This is a genomic window from Hyphomonas sp. (assembly GCF_022844445.1).
In the GTDB taxonomy this organism is placed as follows: domain Bacteria; phylum Pseudomonadota; class Alphaproteobacteria; order Caulobacterales; family Hyphomonadaceae; genus Hyphomonas.
Window position 1 is genome coordinate 101,076 of sequence record NZ_JALHLS010000013.1, and the last position, 13,497, is coordinate 114,572.

The window sequence follows — 13,497 nt, forward strand, 5'->3', positions numbered from 1 at the left end:
CGAGGCGCAGCTGTACGTCTGAGTAGCGGTTGAGTTCGGCGATGACTTCGCCGAGCGGTGCATCGCGGAACTGGAGCATGCCGGCCTGCCAGCCGGTGACGGCCGCGGTATCGACAGGAACGACGCGGACGTCGCCGCCAGAAACCCGCAACTGCTCGCCGGGGGCGAGGAAGCTGCCCTCGTCCGTGCCTGCCCGCGCGACGCGGACAACCCCTTCCACAAGGGTGACGGCGAGGCCGTCCGGCATCAGGTAGACATCGAACCGCGTTCCGAGCGCCGTCGTCCGCCGTCCCCCGGCTTCGACCGTGAACGGAACTTCCCCGGACTGGACATCAAACAGGGCCTGCCCCTTCACCAGGTGCACGCGGCGCTCCGCCTCGGTAAAGGCGACCTCCAGCTGCGTCGCGGTATTGAGCAGCACGGTCGTTCCATCGGCGAGGCGCACCTCGCGCTGCTCGCCAATCTCTGTTGTGTGGATTTGCGGTTCTGGTCCCGGCGCCGGAGCCGGGACCGGATCTGTTCCCGGCTGTGTCAACGCAAATACGCCGAAGGCGAGCGCCGCGGCCGCCGCAACTGCGCCCGTCCAGGCAAAGATCTGCGGTGTCCGCCTGGAGGCTTTCGGGCGCGCGAACCTTGATCGGTCAAGGACGGCGAGCGCTGCCTCGATCTCCCGGAACGCGGCGGCATTGGCCGGGTCGCGCTCCCAGAGGCAGAAACGCTCCCAGACATCCGCCGCAAGCGCCTCGTCCTGCAGCTCGGCATACCAGCCAGCCGCAGCCTCGAGCCGGGCTGCACGGGACGTGTTGCCTGTCATGCGCGCCTGTTATCCGGCTGGGTCTTCGCCGCGGCCTTCTGCTTCAGCCAGGCGCCTGGCAATCTCGGCCACCGCCAGCGCCACATGCTTTTTGACAGCCGCAGACGAGACTGACAAGCGCCGGGCGATTTCCTCATAGGAGAGGCCTTCATACCGGTGCAGGCGCAGCGCTTCGCGCCGGCGCGGGCTCATCCCGGCGAGGACCTCCTCGACGAGGACGAGGCTCTCCACCGCGATCAGCTGGGTCTCCGGCGTCGGGCTCTGCGGACACGCATGAGCCCTGACGACCTCGCTGATATCCCCGCCGTGCCGGTGCCTGTTCCAGTGAAGCTTCAGGTGGCTGATCGCCATGTTGCGGACGAGCGTGAACAGGAGCGGGCGAAGCTCGTCTGCCTGCTTGTCGGGATATGCCCGGCGCGCCGCGAGGAAGGCGCTTTGCAGAATGTCTTCAGCATCTGCATCATTTCTTACTCGCACAGAGCAAAAGCGTAGCAGATCGCGGTACTGGCCCTGAAAAACGAGGGCCAGATCAGAACGAGCGGAAGCGCGGCTTTCACGTGAGCCAACTTCCAAATGATCCGTAGCCTGAGCCTTTTGTTGCTTCTGGACTGACCTGGCTAAATCTTCTTTCCTCATTTTCACCGCCGTCGCGCTATCTTCCGCCTTCCAACGCGGACCTGAAAAGGTCGGCACCACTTACTTTTCATACTATAGTACGTCGTAATATACTACTCAAGATTGCCACAAAGCGACGTAAAGTTTTAGTCAAGTCACGAAGGGAGTCGTTCGACTAAGCCTCTGACGAACTGGCTTCGACGGCGGGTAATCCCGCTGCTCACAAAAAATTCGTAATATATCACGTGGTTGCATATTACCTGACGCGGTTTCCGTCAGCGGATGGAAATCCGGCGCGTGTTTGCAGAAAACCTCAAAAGGTATCGGAAGTTGGCCGGCCTTTCCCAGGAAGAGCTTGCGCTCAATGCAAGTGTCGAACGCGCCTACGTAAGCTTGCTCGAACGGCAGTTAAACAGTCCGACAATCGATATGGTATCGAAGCTGTCCAAGGCCGTTGGCGTTGAGCCGTATGAACTTCTTGTGCCCCCATCTAAGAAGAAGCGTCAGTAGTTCGAAGCGAAGTTTGTCACCGCGCTTTGCTCGCCCTCGCAATCTCCTTTCAATCAATCTCCGGTGCTTTGCGCCGCCTGGGCTTGCTGGAAGCTGATTATCTCTATCCGCGTAAGTCGAGGTCAGACTGGTCTGCAGGATCGTGACCTTTAGAATCGCAAGAGCACTGGATGTCGAACAGAACGAATTGCCGGCGAAGGTCGGCAGAAGGTATCGGAACCTTTGTTGAATGCTCCATCCGCCCAGTCCGCTGGCACGACGCAATCTCTGGCTTCTTCATCTGAACCGGCAAATCCGCATAGTCGCGTGGGTCACACTGGTCACAACGCATTTTCCGATGCCGGGCGGGTATCTGTTCGAGCAGGCCAGAGCCCTCCCCTTCGCCAGCTCGTCCACGAGCTGGTCGAGGTACCTGGTCTCCCGCATCAGCCACGTAGGCGGGATAGATCCTCGAAAAAGCCATCCCGAAAATCCTGTGCCACGCCATGCGGGCCCCCTGCTGACATCTCCTGTCAGCAGGCCACCCCCCGCTGCCGAACAAAACAAGAATACTCTGGACACGGCCACCCCCGCCGCCCATATCTTTCGCCCATGGCCCGCCCCTCCCGTCCCCCCGCCCGCGGCGTTGCCGACGCCTCCGCTGCCTTCAGCTTTGACGGCTTCGCGATGGACGCAGCTGGCGCGCTGCCATCGGACCAGTGGACGCCCCACCGGCCCGACCGCGCCTGGGTAAAGCTCGAGGGCGGCCGCCGCTTCCGCGTGCAGGCCGATTATGAGCCCGCCGGCGACCAGCGCACCGCCATCCCGGAACTCGTCGAAGGCATCGGCGCCGGCGAGCGCGACCAGGTCCTGCTCGGCGCGACCGGCACCGGCAAGACCTTCACCATGGCGAAGATCATCGAGGCCACTCAGCGCCCCGCGCTGATCCTTGCGCCCAACAAGACCCTCGCCGCCCAGCTCTACGGCGAGTTCAAGTCCTTCTTCCCGGACAACGCAGTCGAGTATTTCGTCTCCTACTACGACTACTACCAGCCTGAGGCCTATGTTCCGCGGGCGGACCTCTACATCGAGAAGGAAAGCTCGATCAACGAAGCCATCGACCGGATGCGCCACTCTGCCACCCGCGCCATCCTGGAGCGCGACGACGTGATCATCGTCGCCTCCGTTTCCTGCCTTTACGGTATCGGCTCGGTCGAGTCCTACACCTCGATGACCTTCACCCTCAACGCCGGCGACCGCATCGACCCGCGCGCCGTCGCCGAACGCCTCGTCGCCAACCAGTACACCCGTAACGATGTCGCCTTCGGCCGCGGCACCTTCCGCCTCAAAGGCGACGTGCTCGACATCTTCCCCGCCCACTATGAAGACCGCGCCTGGAAGCTCTCCTTCTTCGGAGACGAACTGGAATCCATCGTCGAATTCGATCCCCTCACCGGCCGTACGCTGCAGCGCCTGCCCGCCATCAAGATCTACGCAAACAGCCACTATGTCACGCCGCGCCCGACGCTCACGCAGGCGGTTGAATCCATCAAGCTCGAGCTCAAGCAGACCATCGCCCACTTCGAGAAGCACGGAAAACTCATCGAAGCCCAGCGCATCGCCCAGCGCTGCCAGTATGACATCGAGATGATGGCCGCCACCGGCTCGTGCAACGGCATCGAGAACTACTCGCGCTACCTCACCGGCCGCAAGCCCGGCGAGCCGCCGCCGACCCTGTTCGAATACCTGCCCCAGAATGCCCTCGTCTTCACAGACGAGTCCCACCAGACGATCCCGCAGATCGGCGCGATGTTCAAAGGCGACTTCTCGCGCAAGTCCACGCTTGCCGAATACGGCTTTCGCCTGCCTTCCTGCATCGACAACCGCCCCCTCAAGTTCGAGGAATGGGACGCCATGCGCCCGCAGACCGTCCACGTCTCCGCGACCCCCGGCAAATGGGAGCTGGAGCGGACCGGCGGGGTCTTCACCGAACAGGTCATCCGCCCCACCGGCCTGATCGACCCGCCCGTCGAAGTCCGCCCCGTGTCGACAGGCGGCGCCAACCAGGTCGATGACGTGATGGCTGAAGTGAAGGCCGTCGCCGCCGCCGGGTTCCGGTCATTGATCACGACGCTGACGAAGAAGATGGCAGAGAACCTGACGGACTTCCTCCACGAGAACGGCGTGCGCGTGCGCTACATGCACTCCGACATCGACACGATCGAGCGCATCGAGATCATCCGCGACCTGCGCCTCGGCGTGTTCGATGTCCTCGTCGGCATCAACCTGCTGCGCGAAGGCCTCGACATCCCGGAATGCGCCTTCGTCGGCATCCTCGACGCCGACAAGGAAGGCTTTCTGCGTTCGGAAACCTCCCTTGTGCAAACCATTGGCCGCGCCGCGCGCAACTCGGAGGCCCGCGTGGTCCTCTATGCGGACCGCATCACCGGCTCGATGGAGCGCGCGATGGAGGAGACCCGCCGGCGACGCGAGAAGCAGCACGCCTACAACCTGGAACACGGCATCACGCCGACCACCATCATCCGCGACGTCTCCGACATCCTCGGCGAACTCGGCGACAAACCTTCCGCCAGCCGCAGCCGCAAGGCCCGCGAACGCGGCGTCGCCGAAGCCAAGGCCCTACCGATGGCCGGAGAGTCGGGTCACAACCTCAAAGCCGTCATCGCCAGCGTCGAAAAACAAATGCGCGAAGCAGCGGCGAACCTGGAATTTGAGGTTGCGGCGCGCCTCAGGGATGAGCTGAAGCGGCTGAGAGAGCAGGATTTGGGGCTTCTCTGACGGCGATCAGCAACAAGGCCATTATCAAGTTTGACTTATCATCCTCGTTAATCGCTCTGCGTTCAGAACGAGGATGTTCACAAGCGTTAGCAGGGTAAGGATCGCGCCGCCGATTGCATAAAGCTGAAAAATTTTTCTGTCGAGCGCATCAATTTTCTTTGAAACGTCTTGAAGTGAAACCAACGGATCGGACACGTTACTTATCAAGTCGGAAGGGATGTGTTCGTTCTCAACTTTTGGAGGACGAACAAACTTCGTACCGGAAGTTAGGTGGCGCTTTTCACTAACATCGATGTCTGCGAACCAAAGCTGAAAAAGCTGATCAAATCGCTTCACATGGATGGGTGATGGCCCAGCGTTGAAAACCGAGAATATCAACTTGCCGTTATAGCCGGGATCGACGTGGAAGCCTGAGACGTTGACCAAGCCTTTGAACTTGGCGTTCTTTGTTCGCAATGAGATGAACCCCATCACGTTAGTTGGCATGCGAATTATTTCTTCCGTCATGATAAAAGCAAACTGTCCAGAAGGGATTTTGCAGCCTTCTTGAGCCCCAGTTTTTTCGTCGCCCAGAAATATCTGCGCCCCTTTTTTGGACCACGCTTTGTCCTTGTGGTCGTCTGTGATGAAATACTCTTGGCCGACTCGAAGGCGGTAAGAATTGCAGTCAATTCTGTCCGGATCGAATCCAGAGACAATATTCTCTTTTTGATCCCTCAAGTATGTAAGTATTTTTTCCCCGGCCCAGAACATTCATGCCTCATGAAAAATTGACTTTGCTTTCACGCCGTCCAAACGTGTCGCAACGATATCAAAAAGATCGCCCGATCGTTGAATCTCTGCCGCCGCAGCTCCTGCGATCATTGCAGCGCTGGTGCCGATACAGCTTCGATAGGGAAATTCTTCTATATGATCCATCTTTTCAGTTGCGTTGCAGATTTGCTCAACATGCTTTGCGAGGTAAGAAATCCTAGCGGTTTGCGGCACGCTAGCTTCAAAAGCTATGTCGATCCATTGGCGAAGCTCCGCCGCTGCCATAGGCGAGTATTCTGGAAGCCCCCACAGGTCTTCTAGCTTTCGATTGAGCGTGTTGCACGTTGAAACCGATATGATGAAGGCATCCGTCCACAGACGGAGCGTAGCATCACTTCGGTGGTGGTTGGCGACCAGTCGAGCAAAATACTTCGAAAGGTGCAAAGCCATGTGCTGCAACCGATGGGGCATCGGCAACCGAGCGATTTCACGATGATAGAACTCATCGTGGTCTAGTTGCTTCTTCTGAATCTCAAAGAGCAACTCGGAAGCTGTCATTTGGCTTGCCACGGGAAAACCTCCTTGCGCAAGAACAAATAGTGAATCTTGCGCATTATACCATCATTTAGTTAGTGTGATTCGATAACAAAAAATTGAGTCGAAGCCGAGACAATTAAAGATTGGTACCGGAATGTTAAGAAAGTCGGCCGCGATTTCAGCATGTGGACGCTATCGATGGAGCCTCTCGCGCATTTGGGGACCAGGTATTCGTGCGACTTTTATCCTTTTGAATCCGTCGGTAGCGGACGCCGAGATTGATGACCCGACCCTGAGGCGGTGCATTGGCTTCGCCAAGCGCGAGAACTGTGGCGGATTGACAGTTGTGAACCTTTTTGCGTTCAGGACATCAGACCCTAAACTGTTACTTCGCGCCGAAGATCCTGAAGGGCCAGAAAATCAGTTGCATTTAAGAATGGCAGTAGAGGCCGCAGACATGGTTATCTGCGGCTGGGGAGCTCACCCAGTGGCCCAAAAATCCGGACAAAATCTTGTTCAAGCCTTTCCAGCAATCGCCTTCAGATGCCTCGGCAAAAGCGGCGCCGGAGCTCCTAGGCATCCATTGTACCTAAAGAGTGACGCTGAACTGCGCCCATTCCCCTAACTGTTCGAGGCGGAGGCGCCTCGTAGGGTGGGTTGAGCGCAGCGATACCCACCATCCGCGCTCGCAACCGTCATGGCCCTTGGTGGGGATCGCTGCGCCCGCCCCACCCGGCCTGTCCCACCGCCCTCTCCCCGCCCCGCTCACCCCGGCGACAGCTGGGGCCCAGGCTGGCGTCTTTCCGCGTCCGTCCCGGCGATGGCGAGGCCCCGTAAGCCCTCCTGCGCCGTCCGGAAACCGCCGCGCATCCCTAATCCGGAAGGCCATCCTCCGCCTCGATTCCCTGCCGCCGGAGCGCCTCGATCCCGTCGCGCATCGCCTGCAGCACGTCCGGCGCGTGCCCCTGCCAGGCGGCAACCTCCCCCGTCACCCGCACCGCCGCGCGCGAGCGGTAGGACCGCGTCGGATTGCCGGGAAGCTTCTTGTCCGTCAGGTTCGGGTTGTCCTCATACGGACCGGTCGGCGCCACCACATAGATCCGCGCCCGCCCCTCGCCCTGCGCCAGCTCCGCGCCCCAGCTCGCCGCCTCCGCGTCGCCGCGAAGTACACGAAGTTCGCCTGCCGCCGGCTTCCATAGTTCGACCGGTAGCCCGGCATGATCAGGTCGCCCACGCTGAGCTGCGCGCGCTTGCCGTGCCAGAAAACTTCCGCCGCCGTCTCGTCCGCCGCGGTCTGCCCTGCTTTCCCTTTCGCCGTCAGAACCGCCCGCCAGATGTACCGGAAATAGCGCGCCCGCAATTCTTGAGCGAGGCGCATTTGTCGCCATCTCCGTGATGGTCGCACGCGCCCTCTCACCCCTCCTTAACCCCTCTCTGCTATCCCTAGCGGGCGAGACTGAGGGAGGCCCCATATGTGGATCCGCCGCAAGGAACACTTCCGCAATGCCGGCACCGGCCCGGAGCGTGCGAAGGTCGCCGCCACGGTCTACTTCCGCCCCGACACTGCCGCCCCCCCGCCGGCCCGAGGCTGGGACGAGCGCTGCCCGCACTGCGACGCGCCGATCCGCGTTTCGCGGCCCCAGCATGGCGGCACCGCCGTCTCGGAGATCCTGTCCTCCGGCCGCTTGATCCCCCACCCCTGCTTCGACCGGATGCGTGGCAAACGCGCCAGCGACGAGACCCTCGACCTGTTCGAATGGGCCAGATAATCCGCCTACGGATAATCTGGCGTGCTGCCTCGCTCGGTAAATCGCGAAGCGATTTCTGATCCTCGCAGGCGCACCAATTCCACAGCCTGTCTTAAATCTGTGAAATTTATCCCCCGGGACGCGAAAAAATCCTCGACACCCTCTCGACTCACGCGAATTTCGGTGAGATCGTTACGTCAAGCCAACGAAATCCCGGCGGGAGACAACCCGCAAAGAGGAGCGGAGGCGAGCCCATCGCCCCCGTCATGGAGGCCGGGCCAGGAGCAAGACCGGGAGACCGGAGGCGCAAAGGGCACGGCGGAGAGACGGGAAAAAAACAGGCGGTGGCCCAGACCGGCGGGAGCTAGACCCGCGGATGGGAGCCGAATGCCGTAAACGGGGCGCAACCCGAATTACGGTGGCCAAGATACCGGAAGCTCCGTCTCGGAGCACGAAGAAGAACTGCGGCTTCAATGACGCAGAACGGACGAGTGCGACAGGCGAAGACGAGGAAGGCGGCCAAAGTCCCCGAGCGATGCGCAGCCCCCCGGCTGACAGCGCACACGGGGCACCGCAACGGGAGCGTGCGCCTGCCAGGGCGAACGTCCAGATGCGGAGGGTGATGGAGGGGTCACGTCAGTGGACCCGAAAGAACCCGGTGAACTTCGAACCACCGCTCACGAGTGCATGCACAGTGTCTCGGTAGTCTGATTCGAAACACCAGGGAAGGCGCGGCGCCCGTCAAACGGCACCGCGCCTTTCTTTTTGTGTGAAGCAGAAAATAACCCCCGATGCTCGCGCACCGGGGGCCTTTCCGAAATCAAGCCGGAGCAGTGGGCGTTACTCCGCCTTGGCTCCATCCTGTGCGGCTTTCGCAGCCTTCTTTGCTTTCCAGGCTTCCATTTCGGCCTCAGTCAGTCCGCCGCTCGCATCGGTGTCGTACTTGGCGAATTTTTCGGCGGTCACTTCCGGCTTCAAGGCCTGAAGCTCGGTCAGCGTGATGGCGCCGTTGGCATCGGCGTCGATGTCGGCGAAGGTTTTCTTGCCGTGATGGTCGGCCAGGGCCGCCGGGGCAGCAAAAGCGGCAGCAAGAGCTGCGATGGCAACGATCTTCTTCATGGTTTCTCTCCTCTTTGTCGTCCCGCTTACCGGACGCATTTTCAGGCAGCAGGCTCCGTACATATACGGACAAAGGCCGGCAGGGTTAGCTTCATGGAGAAAGTCTAATGTTTGCGGCAGCGGGGTGCAGAAGTCGGGGCGAAATGTGGCGCACGCCCCACAGGCTGCGCTGCGGCGGCAGGTTCACCGTGGGCGGCGGCGGCGTGCGTCCCGGCAGGCTCATCCAGCGCTCGCGCGCCTCGCGCAGCCGCCAGAACTCCTCCGCCCTCTCCAGCTCCCGCGCGATCACCTCCTCTTCCGGAAAGTCCCGCCGCGTCTTGCCCAATGCGGCTAGGTGTGCCGCCTCCACCGGCAGTATCGCCGCCCAGATTTCCTCGTCCATGGCCTTCCCGGCAAGCTGCTCCGGCGTCGGCGGCGGCGCCTCGCGCAGCACCGGCTCGCCCCCCCCCTGCTCGGCCATGATCTGCTCTGCGGGATGTCATCTCGCCCCGGCGGCTAGCTTTCAAGCGAGGTAAATTTCTCGACTTTCGGCACGTGAAATAAGATTAATCTAATGATCATCCGCCTGATAAACATAGACATTTCACTTAACGGATCGTAAAAATCTAATTCTAAAGGTAAACAGCTTAAGCCGTCGATAACCGTATCTGACTACTTTGCTTCTATGAATAGGAGCGGCTTATGTTGGAGACAGCAGTCACCATCTTTGAGAGTTTTGCGGTAGGGATAGGCGCGATCTTGGTTGGCGTTGCCGCCATCATGCAATCGAAACGCCCGAAGCAGTAAGCTGGTTTGCAGTTTTTATTGGGTAGTGTCGCTACCCAATACCCTACCTGTGAGAAACGAAGCTCGTACAGTTAAGGGTGATCTTCGTGCGCAGTTGCAACGTAGTCAGCGATCGCTTCCCCATAAGCTTCGCAGCCCTCTACGAACGAATTGCTATCACCGCTACAACCGTAACCGTCCAAGATCATGTTTTCCTTAGCCCATTCAAAGCCAGCATCATGACCGCTGCAATCATACGTACACTGATAGCTTCCAAAGATATCTTCGTATGTTGAGTAGGTGTATTCAGCAATAGCGTCTTCAGTTGCGGCGTCTTCATCAAAGAACGCCTCCTCTTGTGACGCGCCCTGGCCGCAAGCTGCCAAGAGCAGACAGAGCATCGCTAGCGAGAGTGTGCCAAAGAATCGCATGAACGGCTCGCAGATCAATCGCACCCGTAAATGTTCGTACAGGGCACAACATACAGTTCTTGATTTGAGTATGGGTTTCCGGCGCCATATGGATTGTTGATGCTGTCCGGCGAATAGGGGTTTCCGTATCGACCGTAAGGGTTGGAAGTACTTTCAGGGTCATACGGATTGGCCGACAGACGCCCTCTGTAGTTTCCATCCTGGTCGTAAATTTTTGGAGCATCCGTTGCGTATGGATTCGTCCACGACTGATTGGAGTAAGGGCTTCCATACTGCGAGTATGGATTCATCAATCCGTCGGGCTTGTAAGGGCTCCCCGCCCCATAGGGATTGCTCAAACACTCGGTAGCATATGGGCAAGTCTGAGCTTGAACCTGTTGAACCGCTACGAAAAGCAGGATTGCAGCAAAGAGTGTTTTCATTTTTTGCCCCCATGTAACTTAAAAGAGCATATCACAGCTACTCTTGAGAGACAATTCGGAGCGGATTTCTTTCGGGTCGGGAAAGTGCGATCACTCTGGCATGTTTTCTGCCATCCACGCTGTCATCGCGTCTGCATTGCAACGAGCTAGCTCCATCAATGCGGCATCTCCGCCATTCTCGGAATCAAACGCAGGCAGCTTAAAGCTGAAGTCGCGAGAAGATCCTTCGAAAGTCAGGAACACCCAAAATCCGAAAGGCAGCTCGCTTTGAAAGTTTTCCTACATTTCGAGCGACTCGGTCAGCGGGTAAAAAATGAGTCTTGAGCTGCTTTCGCCCGCCTCCTGCGACATCGAGAAAGTGTTGAACCGATTGCCCTTGTATTGGGCCGCCGACATCTGAACTCTTTGCGTTGTTTCACCGCCAGGTTGCACGGCGACGGCTTTCATCGACATTCCGGGGTAGTGTCCGGGAAAGTACATTGAGTTCCAAGAACCTTGAACGCCGAGTAGTCGCTCCGTACTCTGAACAACTGCGGAATAGTGAATCCCGCAAGTGACAAACCGGCCGTCTGCTCGTTCAATGATGGGGGCATACTCCACGCTCATTACCGTTGCAGTCTCGGCAAATGCAAAAGTCCCTACAGTGTTCACCAGAGCGCCTGCTGCAAACGCAACAATTGTCTTTGCTAGGCTCATGTTCCGCTTCCCGCTGTCGCAGTCGCCTGAGCTAGCCCCCCCCCAAGCGCGCTGCATCCTAGAACTCCAGTTTCGCGGCAGCTTGGAGTGCATGTTTTGAGCTACCTCGATGCCCGCTCGCAGATTGTGAACTCATTCGCCTAAAAGTGGCAAGAGCTTTGCCTCCGCCGGCGAACATGCGCGACCTGCGGTGAATGAATTGAGCGCAGCCCGCGCTATCCTTACCCCTCCCCCGTTTACGGAAGAACGCTCCAAAACAAAAAAACCGTCCACACCTGTGTGCGGACGGTTTCCGGACTCCCGTGCGGGAGGGAAGGCTTACGGCGAAACGGGCGCCGGGGTCACTTCGGCTTCCGGCGCGGGCGCCGAGGTTTCGACCGTTTCGGCTTCCTGGCCGTCGACCACGAGGTCGGCCGGTTGCGGCACCGAGCTGGCCGTGCCGCAGCAGCGGACCTGCATTTCGAGAACGCGGTCGTTGAAGCGGCATTGCTTGTCGTTGATCTCACGCAGGATCGACGGGCCGCCGGCGCGGTAGGTATAGCGCGTCTGGTTGCAGCTCGTCAGCGTGTAGCCTTCGCGGCAGCTGCCGGTCGTGCTTTTCTGGACCGTGGTGGTTTCGCAGACCATGCTGTCGTCCTTGGCATAGGCCTCTTCGGCCCTGGCCATGGCAGCCGCCGCATCAGCCTGCGCGGCATCGGCCGTGGCCTGGGCGTTTGCCGTCAGCTTCAGGGCATCGGCAAGGCGCATGTCAGTCGACGCAAGCGCCGTCGACGTGCCGTCAATCTCGACTTTCAGGCGGCAGACGTTCTCATTCGCCTTCTTCGGGTTCGCGCAATACTCCGCAACGGTCATGTCGTTGGGAACGTTCATGCACGCGGTAACACTCAACACAGCGAGCAACAGCCCGCCGGACAGGACTTTTCCAATTCTCATATGGATTCTCCATCACCGGTTTGCCGGGGACATTTTTGCCCTCCGCGCCCGTCCCGATGATCCCGAAATGTGGCGAAATATGAGCGTTTCGCCTGAATGGGGATAAATTTCACGCTTTCAGTTTATAGCCGTCGCGGAACACCGCCCACACGGCGATGACAGATCCGAGCGCCAACAGGCCAGTATAGATTGCACCGGTCAGCAGCGATCCGTTAGCGACGCCGATATGACCGTAACGGTAGCCGTCGATCATGTAGAAGATCGGGTTGAGGTGCGCGATGCTCTCGAACGGCTCGACCATCACCTTTACGTCGTAGAACGTGCCCGACAGGAACGTCAGCGGCACGATGATGAAGTTCGTCACCGCGGCGAGATGGTCGAACTTGTCGGCCCAGATCCCGCCCAGGATGCCGAGCGCGCCAAGGATCACGGCGCTGGTCAGCGAAAACCACAGGATCGGCCAAACATGGCGGATCGGCAGGCTGGCGAGGCCGGACAGCTGGATTGCGAGGCCGCAGATCAGCGCGATCAGCAGGGCGCGCGTCACCGCGCCGCCGAGGAAGGCGATGGTCAGCTCGAGCGAGGACAGCGGCGGCATCAGGAAATCCACATGCGTGGCATTGAATTTCGCCTGCACCAGGCTGGAACTGGTGTTGGCAAAGGCGTTCTGGAGGATCGCCATCATGATCAGGCCGGGCGCCAGGAAGTCGTTATAGCGCAGGTTCTCGAAGTCCCCCGTCAGCTGTCCCCGGTCCCCGAAGGCCAGCTTGAACACCGTCATGAACAACAAGGTCGTCACCACCGGCGCAAAAACGGTCTGCATCCAGACCTTCAGAAACCGCCCCACCTCCCGCTGGTAAAGCGTCCACAGGCCGAGCCCGTTAAAGGCGCCGTACTGGCGGAGCGGGCGGGATTGATCGGCGGGGGGAATCGTCTGCATGGGTACTGCACATAAGCGATGCAGCGCGCACATGCGAGGGGCACCGCCGGGCCAAATTGGCCCCACAAGATATAGAACCCTGTGGAAAGCGGGGCCTGCATGTTGTGTTTCATTACGCCTCTGATACGACATCTAGGTGTCAGAACAGTTGGCGCGTACAGCCATCACAACATATAGGGGTATGCGCACCCAGCGACGGGACGCGCCCTGAGATGCGGGAGACTTCCAACATGTCGTGGAACGATGAGCGGGTGAACACCCTCAAGAAACTCTGGGCCGAGGGCCATTCGGCCTCCCAGATCGCCAAGCAGCTGGGCGGCGTGACGCGCAATGCGGTGATCGGCAAGGTCCACCGCCTCGGCCTGTCGGGCCGCGCCACCCCGTCGCGCCCGGTGAAGCGCCCGCCGCGCCTGGCCCGTCCGAAACCCCGGTTCCT

15 protein-coding genes and 1 pseudogene are annotated in these 13,497 nt (G+C 59.7%); 5 read left to right on the forward strand and 11 right to left on the reverse strand.

Going from position 1 to position 13,497, the window contains the following annotated elements:
* Window positions 1-814 (reverse strand): FecR domain-containing protein (locus Q0C17_RS14225; protein ID WP_291207685.1); only part of this gene is annotated, 814 nt, incomplete at its 3' end.
* A gap of 9 nt (window positions 815-823) precedes the next feature.
* Window positions 824-1,450 (reverse strand): RNA polymerase sigma factor, encoded by a 627-nt coding sequence (locus Q0C17_RS14230; RefSeq protein WP_291207689.1) that lies wholly within the window; start codon window positions 1,448-1,450, stop codon window positions 824-826.
* A 261-nt stretch (window positions 1,451-1,711) separates the two neighbouring features.
* Here Q0C17_RS14230 and Q0C17_RS14235 point away from each other — a divergent pair, with 261 nt between their 5' ends.
* Both Q0C17_RS14235 and uvrB read left to right on the forward strand, forming a co-directional pair.
* On the forward strand, window positions 1,712-1,939 hold the full coding sequence (locus Q0C17_RS14235) for a helix-turn-helix transcriptional regulator (RefSeq protein WP_291207692.1): 228 nt from the start codon (window positions 1,712-1,714) through the stop codon (window positions 1,937-1,939).
* Window positions 1,940-2,530: 591 nt separating this feature from the next.
* Window positions 2,531-4,717: an excinuclease ABC subunit UvrB gene (uvrB, locus tag Q0C17_RS14240; RefSeq protein ID WP_291207695.1), complete on the forward strand. Its 2,187-nt coding sequence runs from the start codon at window positions 2,531-2,533 to the stop codon at window positions 4,715-4,717.
* A 24-nt stretch (window positions 4,718-4,741) separates the two neighbouring features.
* Here the strand turns inward: uvrB and Q0C17_RS14245 are convergent, their stop codons facing one another.
* Window positions 4,742-5,470 (reverse strand): hypothetical protein, encoded by a 729-nt coding sequence (locus Q0C17_RS14245; RefSeq protein WP_291207698.1) that lies wholly within the window; start codon window positions 5,468-5,470, stop codon window positions 4,742-4,744.
* Window positions 5,471-6,040 carry a hypothetical protein gene (locus Q0C17_RS14250; RefSeq protein WP_291207701.1) on the reverse strand — a complete coding sequence of 190 codons (570 nt, stop codon included), beginning with the start codon at window positions 6,038-6,040 and terminating at the stop codon, window positions 5,471-5,473.
* A gap of 121 nt (window positions 6,041-6,161) precedes the next feature.
* Between Q0C17_RS14250 and Q0C17_RS18205 the strand changes: the two genes are divergently transcribed.
* The gene (locus tag Q0C17_RS18205; RefSeq protein WP_366914828.1) at window positions 6,162-6,632 is read left to right on the forward strand and encodes a DUF1643 domain-containing protein; all 471 of its coding nucleotides are present in this window, start codon (window positions 6,162-6,164) and stop codon (window positions 6,630-6,632) included.
* Between the two features lie 247 nt (window positions 6,633-6,879).
* Here the strand turns inward: Q0C17_RS18205 and arr are convergent.
* A pseudogene (arr, locus tag Q0C17_RS14255) lies at window positions 6,880-7,226 on the reverse strand (NAD(+)--rifampin ADP-ribosyltransferase).
* Window positions 7,227-7,479: 253 nt separating this feature from the next.
* On the opposite strand from arr, the gene Q0C17_RS14260 reads away from it, so the two are divergent.
* Window positions 7,480-7,776, forward strand: a complete 297-nt coding sequence (locus tag Q0C17_RS14260; RefSeq protein WP_291207706.1) for a hypothetical protein — start codon at window positions 7,480-7,482, stop codon at window positions 7,774-7,776.
* Window positions 7,777-8,595: 819 nt separating this feature from the next.
* Here Q0C17_RS14260 and Q0C17_RS14265 read toward each other — a convergent pair.
* The 6 genes from Q0C17_RS14265 to Q0C17_RS14290 form a co-directional block, all read right to left on the reverse strand.
* Entirely contained in the window at window positions 8,596-8,874 is a 279-nt protein-coding gene (locus tag Q0C17_RS14265; protein ID WP_291207708.1) for a hypothetical protein, read from the reverse strand.
* 91 nt (window positions 8,875-8,965) lie between these two features.
* Window positions 8,966-9,334: a hypothetical protein gene (locus Q0C17_RS14270; RefSeq protein WP_291207710.1), complete on the reverse strand. Its 369-nt coding sequence runs from the start codon at window positions 9,332-9,334 to the stop codon at window positions 8,966-8,968.
* 397 nt (window positions 9,335-9,731) lie between these two features.
* Window positions 9,732-10,070: a hypothetical protein gene (locus Q0C17_RS14275; protein ID WP_291207712.1), complete on the reverse strand. Its 339-nt coding sequence runs from the start codon at window positions 10,068-10,070 to the stop codon at window positions 9,732-9,734.
* Between the two features lie 701 nt (window positions 10,071-10,771).
* On the reverse strand, window positions 10,772-11,188 hold the full coding sequence (locus Q0C17_RS14280; protein ID WP_291207714.1) for a hypothetical protein: 417 nt from the start codon (window positions 11,186-11,188) through the stop codon (window positions 10,772-10,774).
* Between the two features lie 318 nt (window positions 11,189-11,506).
* Window positions 11,507-12,121, reverse strand: a complete 615-nt coding sequence (locus tag Q0C17_RS14285; RefSeq protein ID WP_291207716.1) for a hypothetical protein — start codon at window positions 12,119-12,121, stop codon at window positions 11,507-11,509.
* 109 nt (window positions 12,122-12,230) lie between these two features.
* Window positions 12,231-13,061 carry an ABC transporter permease gene (locus tag Q0C17_RS14290; RefSeq protein WP_291207718.1) on the reverse strand — a complete coding sequence of 277 codons (831 nt, stop codon included), beginning with the start codon at window positions 13,059-13,061 and terminating at the stop codon, window positions 12,231-12,233.
* A gap of 230 nt (window positions 13,062-13,291) precedes the next feature.
* On the opposite strand from Q0C17_RS14290, the gene Q0C17_RS14295 reads away from it, so the two are divergent.
* The coding region (locus tag Q0C17_RS14295; protein ID WP_291207720.1) for a GcrA family cell cycle regulator at window positions 13,292-13,497 on the forward strand (206 nt) is incomplete at its 3' end.

Bases quoted from the DNA above. Each gene is read 5' to 3' on its own strand.
- Q0C17_RS14230 (WP_291207689.1), bottom strand. From the start codon at position 1,450: ATGAGGAAAGAAGATTTAGCCAGGTCAGTCCAGAAGCAACAAAAGGCT.
- Q0C17_RS14235 (WP_291207692.1), top strand. From the start codon at position 1,712: ATGGAAATCCGGCGCGTGTTTGCAGAAAACCTCAAAAGGTATCGGAAG.
- uvrB (WP_291207695.1), top strand. From the start codon at position 2,531: ATGGCCCGCCCCTCCCGTCCCCCCGCCCGCGGCGTTGCCGACGCCTCC.
- Q0C17_RS14245 (WP_291207698.1), bottom strand. From the start codon at position 5,470: ATGTTCTGGGCCGGGGAAAAAATACTTACATACTTGAGGGATCAAAAA.
- Q0C17_RS18205 (WP_366914828.1), top strand. From the start codon at position 6,162: ATGTTAAGAAAGTCGGCCGCGATTTCAGCATGTGGACGCTATCGATGG.
- Q0C17_RS14260 (WP_291207706.1), top strand. From the start codon at position 7,480: ATGTGGATCCGCCGCAAGGAACACTTCCGCAATGCCGGCACCGGCCCG.
- Q0C17_RS14265 (WP_291207708.1), bottom strand. From the start codon at position 8,874: ATGAAGAAGATCGTTGCCATCGCAGCTCTTGCTGCCGCTTTTGCTGCC.
- Q0C17_RS14270 (WP_291207710.1), bottom strand. From the start codon at position 9,334: ATGGCCGAGCAGGGGGGGGGCGAGCCGGTGCTGCGCGAGGCGCCGCCG.
- Q0C17_RS14275 (WP_291207712.1), bottom strand. From the start codon at position 10,070: ATGCGATTCTTTGGCACACTCTCGCTAGCGATGCTCTGTCTGCTCTTG.
- Q0C17_RS14280 (WP_291207714.1), bottom strand. From the start codon at position 11,188: ATGAGCCTAGCAAAGACAATTGTTGCGTTTGCAGCAGGCGCTCTGGTG.
- Q0C17_RS14285 (WP_291207716.1), bottom strand. From the start codon at position 12,121: ATGAGAATTGGAAAAGTCCTGTCCGGCGGGCTGTTGCTCGCTGTGTTG.
- Q0C17_RS14290 (WP_291207718.1), bottom strand. From the start codon at position 13,061: ATGCAGACGATTCCCCCCGCCGATCAATCCCGCCCGCTCCGCCAGTAC.